18 protein-coding genes are annotated in these 15,747 nt (G+C 62.2%); 13 read left to right on the forward strand and 5 right to left on the reverse strand.

Annotation, left to right across the window (positions count from 1 at the left end):
- Positions 1-575: 575 nt before the first annotated feature.
- On the reverse strand, positions 576-773 hold the full coding sequence (locus AC1DF8_RS31375; RefSeq protein ID WP_113212570.1) for a hypothetical protein: 198 nt from the start codon (positions 771-773) through the stop codon (positions 576-578).
- A gap of 341 nt (positions 774-1,114) precedes the next feature.
- On the opposite strand from AC1DF8_RS31375, the gene AC1DF8_RS31380 reads away from it, so the two are divergent.
- From AC1DF8_RS31380 to AC1DF8_RS31390, 3 genes are all read left to right on the forward strand, one after another.
- Positions 1,115-1,345, forward strand: a complete 231-nt coding sequence (locus AC1DF8_RS31380) for a hypothetical protein (RefSeq protein ID WP_478156515.1) — start codon at positions 1,115-1,117, stop codon at positions 1,343-1,345.
- A 248-nt stretch (positions 1,346-1,593) separates the two neighbouring features.
- Positions 1,594-1,872, forward strand: coding sequence for an HU family DNA-binding protein (locus AC1DF8_RS31385; RefSeq protein WP_113207829.1), 279 nt, complete (start codon positions 1,594-1,596; stop codon positions 1,870-1,872).
- Between the two features lie 712 nt (positions 1,873-2,584).
- A complete protein-coding gene (locus tag AC1DF8_RS31390; RefSeq protein WP_113212567.1) occupies positions 2,585-2,896 on the forward strand; it encodes a DUF736 domain-containing protein in 312 nt (103 codons plus the stop codon).
- 105 nt (positions 2,897-3,001) lie between these two features.
- Here AC1DF8_RS31390 and traG read toward each other — a convergent pair whose 3' ends face one another.
- Both traG and AC1DF8_RS31400 read right to left on the reverse strand, forming a co-directional pair.
- Positions 3,002-4,912: a Ti-type conjugative transfer system protein TraG gene (gene traG, locus AC1DF8_RS31395; RefSeq protein WP_478156518.1), complete on the reverse strand. Its 1,911-nt coding sequence runs from the start codon at positions 4,910-4,912 to the stop codon at positions 3,002-3,004.
- A complete protein-coding gene (locus tag AC1DF8_RS31400) occupies positions 4,902-5,042 on the reverse strand; it encodes a hypothetical protein (protein WP_162710061.1) in 141 nt (46 codons plus the stop codon). Before AC1DF8_RS31400 ends, traG begins: the two co-directional genes overlap by 11 nt.
- A 375-nt stretch (positions 5,043-5,417) precedes the next feature.
- On the opposite strand from AC1DF8_RS31400, the gene traF reads away from it, so the two are divergent.
- From traF to AC1DF8_RS31415, 3 genes are read left to right on the forward strand one after another with little or no spacing between them, the layout of a single operon-like run.
- Positions 5,418-5,987, forward strand: coding sequence for a conjugative transfer signal peptidase TraF (gene traF, locus AC1DF8_RS31405; RefSeq protein WP_478156520.1), 570 nt, complete (start codon positions 5,418-5,420; stop codon positions 5,985-5,987).
- The gene (locus tag AC1DF8_RS31410; RefSeq protein WP_478156522.1) at positions 5,977-7,173 is read left to right on the forward strand and encodes a conjugal transfer protein TraB; all 1,197 of its coding nucleotides are present in this window, start codon (positions 5,977-5,979) and stop codon (positions 7,171-7,173) included. The genes traF and AC1DF8_RS31410 overlap by 11 nt, the downstream gene beginning before the upstream one ends.
- Positions 7,174-7,189: 16 nt before the next feature.
- On the forward strand, positions 7,190-7,798 hold the full coding sequence (locus AC1DF8_RS31415; RefSeq protein ID WP_478156524.1) for a lysozyme family protein: 609 nt from the start codon (positions 7,190-7,192) through the stop codon (positions 7,796-7,798).
- Positions 7,799-7,826: 28 nt separating this feature from the next.
- On the opposite strand, the gene AC1DF8_RS31420 is transcribed toward AC1DF8_RS31415, so the two are convergent.
- A complete protein-coding gene (locus AC1DF8_RS31420; RefSeq protein WP_112543699.1) occupies positions 7,827-8,525 on the reverse strand; it encodes an autoinducer binding domain-containing protein in 699 nt (232 codons plus the stop codon).
- 357 nt (positions 8,526-8,882) lie between these two features.
- Here AC1DF8_RS31420 and AC1DF8_RS31425 point away from each other — a divergent pair, with 357 nt between their 5' ends.
- The 7 genes from AC1DF8_RS31425 to AC1DF8_RS31455 all read left to right on the forward strand — a co-directional run bounded on the left by AC1DF8_RS31425 (position 8,883) and on the right by AC1DF8_RS31455 (position 15,261).
- Positions 8,883-9,929 carry an ABC transporter substrate-binding protein gene (locus AC1DF8_RS31425; RefSeq protein WP_113207823.1) on the forward strand — a complete coding sequence of 349 codons (1,047 nt, stop codon included), beginning with the start codon at positions 8,883-8,885 and terminating at the stop codon, positions 9,927-9,929.
- Between the two features lie 75 nt (positions 9,930-10,004).
- Positions 10,005-10,838 carry an ABC transporter permease gene (locus AC1DF8_RS31430; protein WP_478156598.1) on the forward strand — a complete coding sequence of 278 codons (834 nt, stop codon included), beginning with the start codon at positions 10,005-10,007 and terminating at the stop codon, positions 10,836-10,838.
- A complete protein-coding gene (locus AC1DF8_RS31435; protein WP_478156527.1) occupies positions 10,835-11,638 on the forward strand; it encodes an ABC transporter permease in 804 nt (267 codons plus the stop codon). The genes AC1DF8_RS31430 and AC1DF8_RS31435 overlap by 4 nt, the downstream gene beginning before the upstream one ends.
- Positions 11,635-12,717 carry an ABC transporter ATP-binding protein gene (locus tag AC1DF8_RS31440; protein WP_183849174.1) on the forward strand — a complete coding sequence of 361 codons (1,083 nt, stop codon included), beginning with the start codon at positions 11,635-11,637 and terminating at the stop codon, positions 12,715-12,717. Before AC1DF8_RS31435 ends, AC1DF8_RS31440 begins: the two co-directional genes overlap by 4 nt.
- Before the next feature lie 112 nt (positions 12,718-12,829).
- Positions 12,830-13,693: a TauD/TfdA family dioxygenase gene (locus tag AC1DF8_RS31445; RefSeq protein WP_113207820.1), complete on the forward strand. Its 864-nt coding sequence runs from the start codon at positions 12,830-12,832 to the stop codon at positions 13,691-13,693.
- A 24-nt stretch (positions 13,694-13,717) separates the two neighbouring features.
- A complete protein-coding gene (locus AC1DF8_RS31450) occupies positions 13,718-14,371 on the forward strand; it encodes an RraA family protein (RefSeq protein WP_113207819.1) in 654 nt (217 codons plus the stop codon).
- Entirely contained in the window at positions 14,368-15,261 is an 894-nt protein-coding gene (locus AC1DF8_RS31455) for a carbon-nitrogen hydrolase family protein (protein WP_478156530.1), read from the forward strand. The genes AC1DF8_RS31450 and AC1DF8_RS31455 overlap by 4 nt, the downstream gene beginning before the upstream one ends.
- Before the next feature lie 69 nt (positions 15,262-15,330).
- Here the strand turns inward: AC1DF8_RS31455 and AC1DF8_RS31460 are convergent, their stop codons facing one another.
- Entirely contained in the window at positions 15,331-15,594 is a 264-nt protein-coding gene (locus AC1DF8_RS31460) for a DUF982 domain-containing protein (RefSeq protein ID WP_478156532.1), read from the reverse strand.
- Between the last annotated feature and the right edge of the window lie 153 nt (positions 15,595-15,747).

Genomic DNA, 15,747 nt, shown 5'->3' on the forward strand with positions numbered 1-15,747 from the left:
CTCATCAGCCTGAAGCATATCCCCGCCCTGCATCGTTCGCGACAATGCAGCATGCGCCGAAATCTCAGTCGTCATCCATCTCTCCTCGTTTGACACGAGGGGTCAGTTCTACGTTTCGTTAGGGGGTCAATTTCTCATTTCGCCCGACAGGAACCATCGGCGAGTGCTAGCCGCGCCGTTTAAGACCAGGATTGCAGTAACGGAGCCGCCGCAGGCGGGCAACAGGCGGAGGTCGAATGGAGAAGGGGCCGCAACAGGATGGAATAAGCCCCTTCTCCGACTGATAACGCAGTATCAGCAGTTTAAAGCTAACGTCGCCTGCGACACTGTCGAGCCAGGGTACGCCAGCGTACGAAAACGGATTGCGTGACCGCCAGTTTGCGCTGAGCCGCCTTCAACACGGTTGAATAAGGAATCTCGTAATTACGAAAAGGACAAATGAACCAGAATTTGGGGACCTCGGCTCGGACGCGGGTAGGCGATATGCTTTAGTTTCAAAATTGCATTCTGTCGCCAGCGACGCAGAATTGCCGCATGCAAGCCTTGCAGCACCAATAAGGCCAGGAGCATGCAGCTTACTGAGTTGCCGCCGGATTATCGACATGTTCCGTCACGGGCTGTCCATTGATCATCGGCCGCAGCTCATAATAGGCGCAGGCCACGATCAATACGGATATCAGGACTGCAAGCAACGACCACCAGACCGCGCGCTTGCCATACAGTCGGTGCGGTGTCGTCCTTAGATCCAGGTCGTTTTTGTCGGACGCGGGCATTTTGCTTCCTTGAGTGACAAGTGATCAACTTCAGAGCTGCCGGTTCGTTCCCCGCCCCGGACTTCGGTCCGATATGGCCAGGCCAGCATCGCTGGCTGTCCCGGATTTGTCAAAGATGCCACGGAAGGCGGCGGCAGCGATGGAAAGGCCGTGGCGTCACGTGACGGACCAATGGTCGCCACGCATGGCGGGAGCGATGACGATCGCATCGTCAAGGCTGGGAAAAGCCAACCGAGTAAGGTTGCCCGCCAGAGAGCGCCGTCGGACAACGAACCTGGATTGGTATCGTGTCTTTGATGCCGCAAGGATCGGGAGGATGCGGAGTGACGCTTGGAGAATTGATGGATCGATACCGGCCGGGCCTTGCCTGCGAGACCTCTGCTGTCCGCCGCAGCTGGGAGGAAATGTTCACCTTCACGCTACGACACTACACCCGGGAGACGCCCATCATAACCTTCGATCCCGATTTCCTGTCTCAGCGGCTTATCTTGGCAGGCATCCACCATCTTATCGTGGCCGGATACGTCATACGCTGGCGCCACATGCTGTCCATGGCGCATGAGCATAACTGAGACCACGGGGATTATCCTGATCGCATCCTTCGCAAGGGAAAAACCTCCTCTTGGGGGGCTCGCTTCTTGGCTTCGGCCGCAGGCATCATCACCCATATTCCGGCCATGCGACACGAACAGCTGGCGACGACGCATGGGCCGGAAGCTGTGGATAATCCTGCCGCCGGCCTAAGGATCAGCCCCGGCCTCATGACAAAGCGATTTGCCGATGGCAGGGGTTTTGTCCCAAAGATAACGCGGAGACCGACATGACAACGACGAATGAAATTGCAGACAAGATCGCCGGCGCGCACGGCCTGACAAAGGTCCAGGGCAAAGCGATCGTCGAAGCCGTCCTGGCATCGATCACCGAGGCGGCCCTTGCCGGAAACGAGACATCGCTGCCTGGCTTTGGCAAGTTCAAGGTGAAGGCGACGCCTGAACGCGAGGCGCGCAATCCCTCGACCGGCGCCACGATCAAGGTTGCGGCCGCAAAGAAGCTGAGCTTCCAGCCGGCCAAGGCCCTCAAGGATGCGATGAACAAGTGATGCGAGCCTGAGGGGCAAACGCCCACCTCTGCCCGCGGCAATGCCGGGGCAGAGGCACAGTGCCGCCCCTGACACTTCCAACGACAGCAGCGTCAAGAGGCGGCTCAGCGCTGCTGCAAACATCTATTGCATTGCGACCTGGCATTGCGATCGCCAATCGCCATCTGAAGCCGATTGCGTCACCCGTTGCCTTTCCCATTTTTTGATCCCGTCTCCGCCACATGAGATCGATAGGGTAGCCGTAGTGCCTCGAAACTGGCCGGGGTGTCGTTTGCTCTACAACGTCAGACGCAGCCCCGCTGCGCCGATCAGCCAGGAGCGGGCAACGCAGGCTTGTTACGGGAAGGGTCCGCCGGGGCAGCCTCTCTGCTGTCGAGCGTATCTGGTGCGGCCGCCGCGCCGCTTCGGCGCAAGCGCAGGCGCAGGCTTTGCCAATGCCCGTTCCCGAATTGTTTTTTGTCGCCCCATGCGCGGGCTCGATGCCCCTGTCTGACCGGAAAGCGGCTACGCCTCGATCGTCCAGCCGCAACGGCAGTCGCAATTTTCTGACCCCTGCCGGCTATCGCCGTCATTCCGCGCCACTCACAAAATTGCGACTTGCCGTCCTCCATTGCATTTCGGCCCTATGGGTGCGGTCCGCTCGTTCCCGGTCTTTTCGACAGCCATCGAGGCCGCGATGGGCGCGGCCCGAAACAGCGAAAGGAACAGGAAAATGGCAAGCATCGGTACCTTCACCAGCATCGAAAATGGCTTCTCCGGCTCGATCCGCACCCTCGCCCTCAACGTCAAGGCCCGCATCGCCCGGATCGACAATCCCACAGACAAGGGCCCGCACTACCGCGTCTTGGCCGGTCCCGTCGAACTCGGCGCCGCCTGGAAGAAAACCTCCGAACAGGGCCGCGACTATCTCTCGGTCAAGCTCGACGATCCGAGCTTCTCAGCTCCGATCTACGCAACGCTCTCGGAGATCGAAGGGGAAGAGGGATACCAGCTGATCTGGTCGCGCCGCGTCAGCCAGGACTGAGACCGAGCGCCCCGCCGAAAGGCGGGGCCTTGCCTGCACCATCAGGATGTCGAAGCGGCGATCGCGTCGGCAGTTCCTCGGAGGTAACGGCCAACGGCCCCCGAACTATCGCGGCGTGTTTCTGTGGAAACGGTTTTCGTGCACGCAGACGCGCATGTCGGCTCTTCGGAACCAGATCGCTCGCCCGCAGCGGAGCGGCCGGTTGCCCGCTGTGAAGATGATCTGCTCATCGGCGCGCATCTGCAGCACTTCGTGAGGCAGGATCAGCGGGCGTGGCGCCAGCTGTTTCGAGCGGGTGCGGGACGATCCCCTCGCCTGTACGCTGCGGCTTTCCTGGTCGACCTCTACGGTCGTCATGCCGCAGCGGCGCGAAATATAGTCGGCGGTCTCCGGATCGTTGATCGCCGCAAACGAAATCCAGCTCGCGCTCTCGAACCATTTGCTGGCAGCATCCCGACCGCCATAGGTTTCCCGCATCTGGCCGATCGACTGGTAGATCATCGCCAGCGTGATGCCATATTTGCGGCCGGCGTCCCTTGCCGTTTCCAGGACGCGCATATAACCGAGACGGGCCGCCTCATCGAGGAGGAAAAGCGAAGGTTCGCTCACGATGCCGTCGCGATTGTAGATCGCGTTCAGGAAGGAGCCAATGATCAGGCGCGCGAGTCCGGCATGCGTCTCGAGCGTCTTCAGGTCGATATTGATGAAGACGTCGGTTGTCCCGGAGGCGAGCTCATCGGTCGAAAAGCTCGAGCCCGACACCAGGGCCGCGTAATTTTCATAGGAAAGCCAATGCGTTTCCTTGACGGCATTGGCATAGACGCCGGAAAAGGTTTCCGGCGTCATGTTGACGAAGACGGCGACGTTGCTCCGCACGAATTCGGAACCCGACCTCTCGTAGATCCCCTCCAGGCGCCGGCGCAGTTGCGGTTCGGGTTCGGCAAGATTGGCGCGCACCTGCCGCAGCGTCTGCCGGTCGCCGTCGGTCTGCCCCGACAGGCAGACATCGGCAATCATTGCGGTCAGCAGCTGCTGCCCCGATGTGCGGAAGAAATCATCGCGAAGGCCGCCGCTCCGTCTGCTGTCGCTCATGATCCAGGAGGCGATCGCTGCTATATCCTCCTCCTTCGACGCGCCGAAGCGGCCTATCCAGTCGAGCGCGTTGAAGCCGACAGCGGGCTGATGCGGATCGAGGATCTTGATCCGGCGACCTGCCGCCTGCCGGTGCGTTGCTACCATCGGGGCTACCTCGTTGGAAGGATCGAGCAGGACGAGCGTGCCGCCCCATTTGAGGGCGGTAGGGATTGTCACCGACGTCGTCTTAAAACCGCCGGATCCGGCAAAGACGATTCCATGGGTCGAACCGAACGAGCAATCAAAACAGAGAAGGGGCTGCCTGCCGCCGGGACCCCAGCTCTCCTTGTCGATTGCCCGAAATGGCCGGCCGGCAACGTCGGTCCGATCCACGCGGTAACACTCGCCGATGACAATGCCACCGGTCGGGGTAAAGAGCGCTTGCGCTTGGGACAATGACATCCATTCGGCCTCGCCGTGAACTGCACGTTTGCCACGGGTCCGCCTCGGGGTCGGGCGGACAAAAGCTGCGTTGCCTGAAACCACGACCCGCAAGCCGAAAGCAGCCGAGAGCAGAAGCGCACAAGCGCCGATCATCGTCGCGGGATCGAGATAGGGTGGGACTGACCGGGCTGATGGCATGACTGTGGCGTGTCGCGCGGCCTGCTCGAACGCTGCGATAGCGAGGCTCGACATGGCGCCTGTAACGACACCCGCGCCGGCGTGCCGGATTGCCGCCGACCCGGCACAGGCAAAGAGCAGGGCAAGACCTGTCGCCGCGGCAGAGACAAAGGGCAGAGCCAGGCCGATGCCTGCCAGAGCGCGCCGGCTGGCGCCGGTCTTGCCCAAATCGGCAAGCGTCACATCCATGCCCATCGTCAGGAGCGTTGCGCTCAGCATCAGCCCAAGGGCAAGAACCGGCAGGATGATCCTATGTGCCATCGCAGACGACCTTGCCGCCGATTACCGCCGCAAGACGGCCGATGCCCTCGTCTTTACCGGTCGCGGCTTGTTTCACATCGTTCCACAGGCCGGCAACCGCGGCGCGGATCGTGCAGGATGGCCTCCTCATTCGAGATGCTCCTGTCGGGCAGTTTCGACCCTGCGACGATCCTTCAGATCGGCCCGCCCATCTACTAACAGAAATGCGAGTTGGCCCAGTCGACCGCTTTGGCCATGATCCGGACCGTAGCGAAGGGACAGATCAAAGGGCGCGCCAGACTGACCGAAAATGTCGTCTCCTTGCGGCTGTCGCAGTCAGGATCGCGCCGAGAAAGCCCGTCACCCCGAACGAACTCATGTCAGAGAAGGAGGCTTAACCGATGGTAGCCGAAATGATGAAATCTGCCCGACCTGACGCGGTGTCCGGTGACGACAGTCCGCGCACCGATCGCCGCCCCAAGGTTTCAGGGCAGGAGATCCTGCGAGGTGCCGAGGCAGGTTCACGATGACCCGGGAGGCAAGGTCGATTGGCGGTCACATTTTTCCTGTCGCATGGGCTCGTGGCATCCACGCAATTTCCGTGTTCGTCGGATTGGCCGCGGGTCTCGCCCTTCTCCATCAGTTCGGGCTGCGGCTCAATCTGACCCCGAGCGAGCCGATCGGCCTTTGGCGTATCGCACCGCTCGACAGGCAGGCGCTCGCCGGCGCGCGCGTCTTCATCTGCCCGCCGCAGCGCGCGGACATGCGCGAGTCCAGAAGGCGCGGTTACCTGCGGCCAGGCCCGTGCCCTGGAGGCTACGCGCCGCTCATCAAGTCTGTCGTCGCAACCGCCGGCCAGACAATCAAGCTCAGCGGCGGCGTCGTCATCGACGGCGCCCTGCTCGAACAATCCCGGCCGATGGCGGCCGATGGACGCGGCAGGCCCCTGACGGCCTGGCCGGGAGGGCCGGTGCCGGCTGGTCAGGTCTTCCTCCACTCGCCTTTCGAAGCCTCCTTTGATTCGCGCTATTTCGGGCCGGTCCCGGCCTCAGGCATTCTGGGGCTGGCAAGAGAGGTCGCAACCTATGCGCCCTGACGGAACGCGCCGCTTGCGCCCGCGCATGGAACCGCTGCGCTTTCCCCTACTCGTCGTCACCTCTATCGCGGCGGGCTGGATCGGCTGGTGCGGTGCCGTCGACATGCTTCCTGCGGCCATGGCGTTTCCGGCGATCTGGTCGCTCTGCCGCGACCGCCGGCAGGCCGGCGCCGTATCCTGCTTATATTTCCTGTCGGCGTCGCGCGCCCTGCCGCAAGGCGTGGCAACCTATTACGCAACCGACCTCTGGCCGGGACTTTTCCTGTGGCTTGCAGCCTCGATCCTCTTCGTCGGCATCCACATGCTCTCCTGGACGCAGGCGTCAGGATGGAGGAGAGCCTGCCGCTACCTTTTCGCCACCACCCTCATGATGGTCCCGCCCTTCGGGATCAGCGGTTGGGCGAGCCCGTTGACCGCGGCCGGAGTTCTCTTTGCAGGCTGGGGCCTTGCGGGGCTGGTGGCCGGCGCTGCCGGTCTTGCGGTTCTTGCCACGCGTTTTCGCCCGCTCGGCGCGATCGTGCTTGCCGGTGCCTGGCTCTGGTCGGCCTCGACCTGGAAGGACAGGCCGGTACCGGTGGGCTGGCAGGGCGTCGACCTGCAATTGGGACCGGCCCTCGGCCGCGACCTCTCTCTGCCGTTGCAGCGGCATCTCATCGCGACGGTTGGCAAGGCGCAGGCTGGCGCCAGCAGCGTCGTCGTCCTGCCGGAAGGCGCGCTGGGCTTCTGGACGCCGGCCGTCGATCACCTGTGGCGCAACGCGCTTGCCGATTGGAACGTCACCGTCCTTGCCGGCGCCTCCCTCGCCGACGCATCAGGCTACGACAATGTCGTCGTCAGCATCGGCAAGGCCGACAGCCGCGTCGTCTACCGCCAGCGCATGCCGGTGCCGATTGCCATGTGGGCACCCTGGCGAGGCTGGATGGGAGAAAGCGGCGGCGCCCATGCACATATGCTTGGGAAGGCCGAGCAGACGGTCGCCGGTCAACGCGTGACCATCCTGATCTGCTACGAACAGCTGCTGATCTGGCCGATCCTGCAGTCCATGTGGTCCGACCCCGATCTGGTGGTGGCGATCGGCAACGGCTGGTGGACGTCGGGCACGTCGATCGTTGCAGTCCAGCGCGCCACCATCCTGGCCTGGGCGAGGCTCTTCGGCAAGCCGGCCCTCTTTTCCTTCAACACATGATTCAGGGACTGTCATCATGGACGCCAGCCTGATTGCGCAATGTGCCGACCCTACTTTGACACCTGCCGTCGTCGAGCATTTTCTGGCGGCAGCAGGATCTGCGGATCCGCTCGCGGTCACGGTCATGTCCGGAGACCGGCTACTGGTCCTGCCAAAGCCGGCCGATACCGGCCAGGCGATATCCCTGGTGCGCCAGTATGCCGGTCACGCCGTCGTCAGGGTCGGCGTAACGCAGATGCCGGCCGGACTTGGCGCGAGGCAGGTCGAGGAGATCGATGCGGATCTTTTCGACCCGTGCCAGAACCTGAAGCGCGGCTCGGGCCTTTTCAGCCATGTGATGCGCGTCGTTGCGGCTTGGTATGGAAATCCGCAAGGAAGGGAAGCGTCCCGGTTGATCTTCGAGGACGCGGTGCTTTCGTGGAAATCCGGATATTTCGAGGGTTTGAAGGTTTTCGAGGGCGTCAAAACAGCCGAGCGTACACCGGCAAAAGCACTCGCTCCCGACGAAGACGCCAGTCGCCAACCGGCCCCTCCCCTGGCGCCGACAGATGATCCTCTGCGTGAGGGCGACATCGGTGGCGCGGTCATGCGTGTGGACCTCTCCAGGCTTGACGAAAGACGCTAGAGCCTATCTTGGGGCACGGGCTCGTGCCTCAGATCAATCCGAATTCCTTGGCGAGCGCCGTTGCCTGCGGCAACGTGGTCGCCCCCAGTGCTGCCTTGGCGTTTCGAAGATGGAAGACCACATTGGCGTAGGCCATGTTCTCGATGACGGCGATTGCTTCCATCGACTTGCCCTCCGCCGACCAGCGCAGACAGCAAAGTTCTTCGAGCTTCAGCCTGATATCGGGCCTGGTCGTAGTGTGAAGCTTGAGCATGCTGAGGCGGACGTGGAGCTGCGCGATCGTTGCGGCGGCGATAACGGGATCGAGGCCGGGTAGCTGACCGGCGTCGCCTTCGCCCGAGGCCAGTGTAAACAATGCAAGACCGCCATAGCCGGTATGCACCGGGATGGTGAGGCCGGACCGGATCCCGAACTCGACCGCTTCGGCCATGAACCGGCGCTGCTCTTTGGCACCGTCGAAGGTCGTGCTCGACCACCGGAAGGCTTTCATCCCTGCTCTGGCGCCCCGGATCGCCGGATCGACATGGGCGTAACATCGCTCGAGATATCGCCTTTGCCATTCGGAAGGATAGTTGGAAAGCGCCGCCGCGTGATCGGCACGAAGGACGAGATAGGAATATAAAGTAAAGCCCGCCTCAGCGGTCAGCCGCGCAAGGACCGATGTGGCACTGACTTCGTCACGGGCAAGAGAAAGCCCTTCCGTCAACCTGTCGAACCAGATCTCCATCGTCGCGTCCCTCACTGACGCTGCACCCGGGCCCCTTGCAACAGCATAGGATGTTTTTCGTCAAAATTGCAACCTCTGATACCGAGGGGGAGACCTCAGTCCGGCGTTGAAAGCTCGACGGGCCCGTCACCACGCCGACGGCTGTTGTCCGCTCGAGGCGGAAGCACGCGGGGATGCTCATGTGACGTCACAGGCTGCGTTCTTCTTCGCCGCATGGGGCGCTCGGCCGCAGTCCTGCTGCTTCGAGCCTCTGTTATCAATGGAGATCAGCCGTTAATTCCTGGCGGTTCCGATTAGACCAGTGGAGTCCGTACCGTCACTCTTTTTCCGGGAACTCATCCAACCGGGAGAACAGACGTGCCGACCATCCAGTCCTCAGCCATATTCTATGCAGCCCTGGCGATCTGCCTGCCTGAGCTTGCCAATGCCGAGACACTTGTCGTCAACAGTTATGGCGGCCCCTATGAAGCGATCATCCGGCAGGCCATTATCGAGCCCTTCGAACGCAAGACCGGCATCGATGTCGTCTACGATGCTGTCGGCTCTGCTTCCCAGGACTACGCCAAGATCAAGGCGAGCGATGGACATCCGGGTTTCGATGTCGTCGTCATGACGGCCTCCCAGTCGCTGCAGGGCTGCCGCGACGGTTTGCTGGACAAGCTGGACGTCTCCGAGATCCCCAATCTCGGGTCGCTGACGCGAAGCCTTCAGAACGCCGCCGGCCCCTGCGGCGCCGTGCATGAAGTCCAGTACATGGCGCTGCTCTACCGGACCGACAAATTGGCCGCTGCGCCGACGTCCTGGGCCGATCTGCTTTCGCCCGATCTCAAGAAAAAGGTGGTTCTGCCGACCTTCCAGAACATCATGGCCGTCTACCTCCTGGAGATGATGTCCGTCACCGAGGGCGGTGGACTCATCGACAATATCGATCCCGGTTTTGCGGCAATGGCCAAGCTTTCCGGGCAGTCGATCGGCTTCGAGCAGTCTTCCGCCATTCTCGAAAGCTACATCAAGGACGCAACCGTCTGGGCAATGCCGTTCTGGAATGGTCGCGCCCAGCTGCTGGTGGACGAGGGCCTGCCGGTCGACTATGTCCGGCCGAAGGAAGGGACGATCCCGCTTCTGGCGACATTGAACATCCCTGCCGGCTCCGAACACAAGGCGGCAGCGAGGTCCTTCATCGATTTCTTTCTCGAAAAGACCAGCCAGGAGGCCTGGGTAGCAGGCTACAAGGTCGGTAGCGCGCGCATGGATATCGAGGTGCCCGAGGCACTTCGCAGCCGCCAGGTCACAACCCCCGAGGCCATGAGATCGCTCCGGCTGCCGGATCTGACGGTGCTGGGCGACAGGCTTGCCGAATGGGGCCAACGATGGGAGCGGGACGTCGTCTCGCAGGCCCGGTGAGGACGTGTCATGACAGTGCTTGTCGCAACCGCCCCGCCCTCACCCGGGCGTCCTTCCGTCCGAGCCACGGCACCGATGCTGCTGGCCCCCTCCTGTCTCCTGCTGACGGTCTTCTTTGCCCTTCCAATGGGCGTGATGATCGGCATGAGCTTTCTCGACAGCCGTTCGCTGACGCCAACATTTGGAAACTACGAGCGCTTCTTCGTTGATGGCCTGTCTCTCGCCGGATTTGCCCGCACAGCCGTCATGTCCGCCCTGGTTGCCGTCGCCGTTACGCTTCTCGGCTATCCCGTGGCCTATTTCCTCGCCCGCTCGCGATCACGCTGGCGCACGCTCGTTTTTGCCCTGGCGCTGACGCCCGAACTCGCAGGCGTCGTCCTGCGCACCTATGGCTGGCTGATCATTCTGGAAGATCGCGGCTTCATCAATGATGTCCTGATCCATGTCGGCCTCGTAACGGCGCCTCTTCCCCTGTCGAAAAGCCTGTTTGCCGTCGTCGTCGGGCTTACCCATGTCGTGCTGCCTTTCGGCATCCTGTCGCTGATGACAAGCATCCAGGGCATCGACGTCAACCTGGAACGGGCAGCGCAGATGCTGGGCGCCTCCAGGGCCTCCGTTATGCGCCATATCGTCCTGCCGCTGTCGGTGCCCGGCATCGTCAGCTCGCTGCTGATCAGCTTCACCATGGCGGCCAGCGCCTATGCGACGCCGGCTCTGCTTGGCGGCGCGCGTTTCAAGGTCCTGGCGACGATGATCTCAGAACAGGTCCTGTTCTACATCGACTGGCCGTTTGCAAGCGTCATGGCGATCGCATTGCTGGCGATGATGCTCACCGTTTCGCTTGCCGGACTCGGCTTTGAGGCGCGTCTCAAAAAGCGCCGGTCACAACGAGACGGAGACGGGAAATGACCAGGACAATCGCATTTGGCTTCTGGCTCACGCTGGCACTGGTGCTGGCCTTCATCACGCTTCCGCTCGTTGTCGTCGTCGCGGCGTCGCTGAGCCCGACCGCGGCCGTGAGCTTTCGGCCATGGGACTGGACGCCGATCTGGTATGGCGGCCTTTTCGACGAGCGCTGGGTCCAGCCTTTCCTGTTGAGCGTCAGGATCGCCGTGCTCGTCGCAGCCATCAGCGGGGTGCTTGGAACCCTCGCAGCCCTCGCCCTCGTCTATGAGCGGGTTGCCGGCTCGAGCATCATCATGGCGGCGCTGCTGTCGCCCCTTTCGGTTCCACAGATCGTCAAGGGGGTGGCAATCGTCCTGTTCCTGTCGATCATCGGCCTGCAGAACCTGCTCGGCACGCCGGCCCTGATTGCAGCCCATGTCGTGCTCGCGCTGCCCTTCGTGATGCGAATGGCGGTTGGCGCGCTCGTAAACTTTGACGATAATCTCGATCGGGCGGCACAGATCCTCGGTGCAAGCAGGGCCCAGCGGCTGTTTTATGTCGTCCTGCCCCTGATCAAGCCGGGTGTGCTGTCGGGCGTGACCTTCGCCTTCATCATCTCGTTCAACAACATTCCGCTGTCGGTCTTCCTGGTGCGCCCCGGAGACACGACGCTGCCGATCGCCGTCATCAATCACCTCGAATACAGCCTCGATCCGATCATGGCGGCCGTCAATGTCGCTTCGATGGTTTTTATCCTCGTGGTGATCCTGGCCTTCGAAAAACTTGGCGGCTTTTCGGCGCAACTTCATGGAGGAAGCAAATGAGCGAATTCGATATCGAACTGCAGCAGGTGAGAAAGTCCTTCGGTCAGGTTTCTGTGGTCCGGGATATCGACCTCCAGATCCCCAAAGGCGAATTCGTCAGTATTCTCGGCCCTTCCGGCTGCGGCAAGACGACCACCCTGAACATGATCGCCGGCTTCAGCATGCCCAGTCGCGGCGATATCCGCATCCGCGGACGCAGCCAGGTGAACGTGCCGCCGGAAAAGCGCAATCTCGGCCTGGTGTTCCAGAACTACGCGCTCTTTCCCCACATGACCGTCGCCGAAAATGTCGGCTTCGGACTGCGCATGCGTGGCGTCGCCCGTCCCGAGATGAAGGCCATTGTCGAGAGCGCGCTTCGTAGTGTCCATCTCGAGGGTTTTTCCGACCGCTATCCCAGGGAGCTCTCCGGCGGCCAGCAGCAACGTGTTGCGCTCGCACGGGCGATCGCGCCCCAGCCCTCGGTGCTGTTGCTCGACGAGCCCCTGTCCAATCTCGACCTCAAGCTGAGGGAGGCCATGCGCGCTGAACTCAAGGAGATCCACGAAAGGCTCGGCATGACATTCGTGTATGTGACGCACGATCAGGAGGAGGCCATGGCCATGTCCGACCGTATCGTCGTCATGGAGGGTGGAACGATCGCCCAGCAGGGCGTACCGGGCGACATCTACCGCCATCCCGCTTCACGCTTCGTTGCCGAATTCATCGGGCAGTCGAACATCCTGCCGGTATCGGCCTATTCCCGCTCAGCGGCGGGCTACAAACTCTCGATAGAAGGCGGTCCCGTCATCCTCGCCGGCGCGGGCGCTGACAGTCCCGCCTCTGTCGGCTTCTGCTCGGTCAGGCCCCAGAATGTAAGGCTGGTCGGCGTCGACGACGTGCCGCCCGGCATGAACCGGCTCGAAGCCACGTTGCGGCGGGTGACGGACTTCGGCGCCCATCAGGAACTGGAGGTCGTCATCGGCCTTGGGCACCGGCTGGTCCTGCAGCATCCCCCGATCGCCGCCGGACACGCTCTGGCACCTGGTCAGATGGTGACGCTCGCCGTCAATCCGTCCGATGTGCGCCTCCTGGCAGTCTGAGGGCATCTATCGGTCGTCGCCATCAATCACCGGGCAATGACGTTGGAGCCCCGCACTGAGCAGACGTAGCGTCATGATGACCTCGACAGGGGGCAACAGAAGGAGAATGGAAATGCTGAAGAAAAGACTGAAGGCGGAGCAGGCGCAAAGTAATGTCTGCGCCGACATCGCGGGGTTCGATTTCAACGATTACGATGCACATGATATCGAGGAAGTGCGCCACTACTGGCTCACATATGGTGTCCTGCGCTTCAAGAACACACGCATCACCGATGCCGACCAGGTGGCCTTCTCGCGTAATTTCGGCGAGTTCGTCATTCACCCGAAGCAGCTCCAGGAAGGCGGCCATCCGACCCATCCGGAAATCCTCGTCATCAGCAATGCGACGCAGGACGGCAAGCCGACCGGCGCCATGGGCAACAGCGAGGCGACCTGGCATACCGATACCTGGTTTTACGAAAGGCCACCTGCCGGGGCAATTCTTCGTGCCGTCAAGATCCCGCCGTCGGGGGGCGACACCTATTTCCTCTCCACCTACATGGCCTACGAGACGTTGCCGGCTGCCCTGCGAAAGCTCGTCGACGGCCGGCAGATCTTCTTCCAGAACGTCTATGACAAGACCGGCAAGCTCAGGCTTGGAAAGACCGAGCCGACGAGCAAGGATTTCCGCGAATGGAGCGGCATGGTCCATCCGCTTGTGCGCACCCATGGCGAAACCGGCAGAAAGGCACTCTATCTCGGCGGCACCGCCGACAAGGCCTGGATCGTCGGCATGCCGCTCGACGAGAGCGAGGCGCTGCTGGCCGAGCTTTGGGATCACACCACCAATGAGCAGGAGGTCTTCGTTCAGCAATGGGAGGAGGGCGACATCATGATGTGGGACAACCGATGCACGATGCATCGGCGCGATTCCTTCGACCCGGCGTCGATCCGCATCATGCACCGCACGACCACGTCCGGCGAACGCCCCATCTGACATCGTTTCAGGAAAGACCGTGACATGACACCCTTCTACCGGGCCCATGAACACCTGCTAAGCCTACCCCCGGATCTCCTCGACATGCTTCCGGCCGTCGAAACCGCCACGATCGGACATGTGGAGCATCTGGGCTTCGTGGGTGACAATGTCCGTCCCGTCTTTCCCTGCCGGGCGTTCGGCCCGGCCTTGACCGTCGCGGCGCCAGGCCGCGACGGCACCATCATCTACCGGGCAATCGACATGCTGAGACCGGGAGACATGCTGGTCATTTCGCGGGTCGATCGCGACGAAATCGCCTGCGTCGGCGGCGGCGTGGCGACGGCCGCAAAGGCGAAAGGCGCCAGCGGTATCGTCATCGACGGGCCCTGTACCGATATCAAGGAGATCGCCGCGCTCGGCCTGCCCGTCTGGTGCCGCGGTGTATCGTCGCGCACGACAAACCGGGCCGTCTCGGTCGGCGGCTCGATCAATGTTCCGATCGCCTGCGGGACGGCGGCAATCCTGCCCGGTTATGCGGTTCTCGCCGATAGTGAAGGCGTCTTCGCCGCCGAAGTCGAGCGCATGCGCGAACTTGCGGACCTGGCGATTGCCCGCCAGCGGCGGTCGGCTGTGCTGCGCAAGCACCTTGCCGCCGGCCGCTCCATCTTTGCCTTCGAGCATGAGGACCTTGCATGAAAATCTCGATGATCCAGCTGAATTCCCGCCCCGACCGCGCCTATAATCTCGCCGAGGCCCGGCGCCTGATGCTGAAGGCCGTCCAGAAGGAAAAACCGGATCTGATCGTGCTGCCGGAACATTTCGACTGGACAGGGGGAACGGTGGCCGAGAAGACGGCCGCTGCCGATCTCGTGCCCGGCGGGCGGGCCCACCAGATGATCCAGCGCTTCGCTGCCGAACATGGGGTTGCGATCCATGCCGGCAGCATATTGGAAAGCGTGCCGGGCCATGACCGGATCTTCAATACGAGCGTCATCTTCGATGCCAATGGAAGCCAGATCGGAACATACAGGAAGGTCCATCTCTTCGACATCATCGCCCCGGATGGGAAACGCTACGCCGAATCCGAGACGGTTGCGCCGGGCAACCAGCTGCTGATCTACGAGCTCCGCGGATTCAGGATTGCCTGCTGCATCTGCTATGATCTGCGTTTCTCGCGATTGTTCGATCGACTGGGAGCCGAGAAAGCAGACGTCTTCATCCTGCCGGCAGCCTTCACGACACAGACCGGGAAATTTCATTGGGAGGTCCTTTGCCGCGCGCGCGCCATCGAGTTCCAGGCTTTCATGGTCGCCTGCGGTCAATGCGGGTCCTACACGACGCCTGCGGGCGAGGAACGGCACATGTTCGGGAATTCGATGATCTGCGATCCCTGGGGACAGATCCTGGTGCGAGCGCAAGACACGCCCGGCGTCTTCAGCGCCCGAATCGACCCTGACCGCTTGCGGCAGGTGCGATCGTGGATTCCCATGGAGGCACACCGTCTCGATCTTGACGTCCTTCCGGTTGCGACGGCCAAGGCCGGTCCGAAGCGCGAACTGTCGGTCGCAGCGCAAGAAAAGTCTTAGAACCGGTCCAACCGCGGTGACGCGTCTGGATCGGAACCTTTTGGGGAGTAACCCGCCGGACGCAGCGGATCAATGGACGATCGAAAATGCCCTGATGCCCGCCTCGCCGRCGGCGCGAATGAGACGTTTGCGGAATTCGGCCGGCTGGATCTCGCCGCTGATTGCGTCCGCGCAGGCCTTGACCGCAGTCCTATATTCCTCGCCGTCGTCGGACGGCCAGTCTCGAAGGAGAGTGGCTGCCGCATCACCAAGGTTGCGAATGATCCTGCTGCGTCGACGGTCTGCGAAAACCAGGCCGATGGGAGCAAACTCCGTCACCCTGTTCCAGGTCATGGCTCTCTCTCCGAAGCGCAATACTGCTCGAGCCCACGCCACGATCTCATCGAGGGTCATGACGACGGGATTCAAATTGCACGGCTCTCGAATGGCGAGCCAGCAAAGGATGGCTCAATGCGCGAGCCTCTTGAAATGGGTCTCAAGCCTTGA

The sequence above is a fragment of the Rhizobium sp. 05N49 genome (assembly GCF_056396805.1).

Excerpts from the sequence above, each read along its gene's own strand:
- AC1DF8_RS31375 (WP_113212570.1), bottom strand. The coding sequence starts at position 773 with ATGCCCGCGTCCGACAAAAACGACCTGGATCTAAGGACGACACCGCAC.
- AC1DF8_RS31380 (WP_478156515.1), top strand. The coding sequence starts at position 1,115 with ATGGATCGATACCGGCCGGGCCTTGCCTGCGAGACCTCTGCTGTCCGC.
- AC1DF8_RS31385 (WP_113207829.1), top strand. The coding sequence starts at position 1,594 with ATGACAACGACGAATGAAATTGCAGACAAGATCGCCGGCGCGCACGGC.
- AC1DF8_RS31390 (WP_113212567.1), top strand. The coding sequence starts at position 2,585 with ATGGCAAGCATCGGTACCTTCACCAGCATCGAAAATGGCTTCTCCGGC.
- traG (WP_478156518.1), bottom strand. The coding sequence starts at position 4,912 with ATGGCACATAGGATCATCCTGCCGGTTCTTGCCCTTGGGCTGATGCTG.
- AC1DF8_RS31400 (WP_162710061.1), bottom strand. The coding sequence starts at position 5,042 with ATGAGGAGGCCATCCTGCACGATCCGCGCCGCGGTTGCCGGCCTGTGG.
- traF (WP_478156520.1), top strand. The coding sequence starts at position 5,418 with ATGACCCGGGAGGCAAGGTCGATTGGCGGTCACATTTTTCCTGTCGCA.
- AC1DF8_RS31410 (WP_478156522.1), top strand. The coding sequence starts at position 5,977 with ATGCGCCCTGACGGAACGCGCCGCTTGCGCCCGCGCATGGAACCGCTG.
- AC1DF8_RS31415 (WP_478156524.1), top strand. The coding sequence starts at position 7,190 with ATGGACGCCAGCCTGATTGCGCAATGTGCCGACCCTACTTTGACACCT.
- AC1DF8_RS31420 (WP_112543699.1), bottom strand. The coding sequence starts at position 8,525 with ATGGAGATCTGGTTCGACAGGTTGACGGAAGGGCTTTCTCTTGCCCGT.
- AC1DF8_RS31430 (WP_478156598.1), top strand. The coding sequence starts at position 10,005 with ATGCTGCTGGCCCCCTCCTGTCTCCTGCTGACGGTCTTCTTTGCCCTT.
- AC1DF8_RS31435 (WP_478156527.1), top strand. The coding sequence starts at position 10,835 with ATGACCAGGACAATCGCATTTGGCTTCTGGCTCACGCTGGCACTGGTG.
- AC1DF8_RS31440 (WP_183849174.1), top strand. The coding sequence starts at position 11,635 with ATGAGCGAATTCGATATCGAACTGCAGCAGGTGAGAAAGTCCTTCGGT.
- AC1DF8_RS31445 (WP_113207820.1), top strand. The coding sequence starts at position 12,830 with ATGCTGAAGAAAAGACTGAAGGCGGAGCAGGCGCAAAGTAATGTCTGC.
- AC1DF8_RS31450 (WP_113207819.1), top strand. The coding sequence starts at position 13,718 with ATGACACCCTTCTACCGGGCCCATGAACACCTGCTAAGCCTACCCCCG.
- AC1DF8_RS31455 (WP_478156530.1), top strand. The coding sequence starts at position 14,368 with ATGAAAATCTCGATGATCCAGCTGAATTCCCGCCCCGACCGCGCCTAT.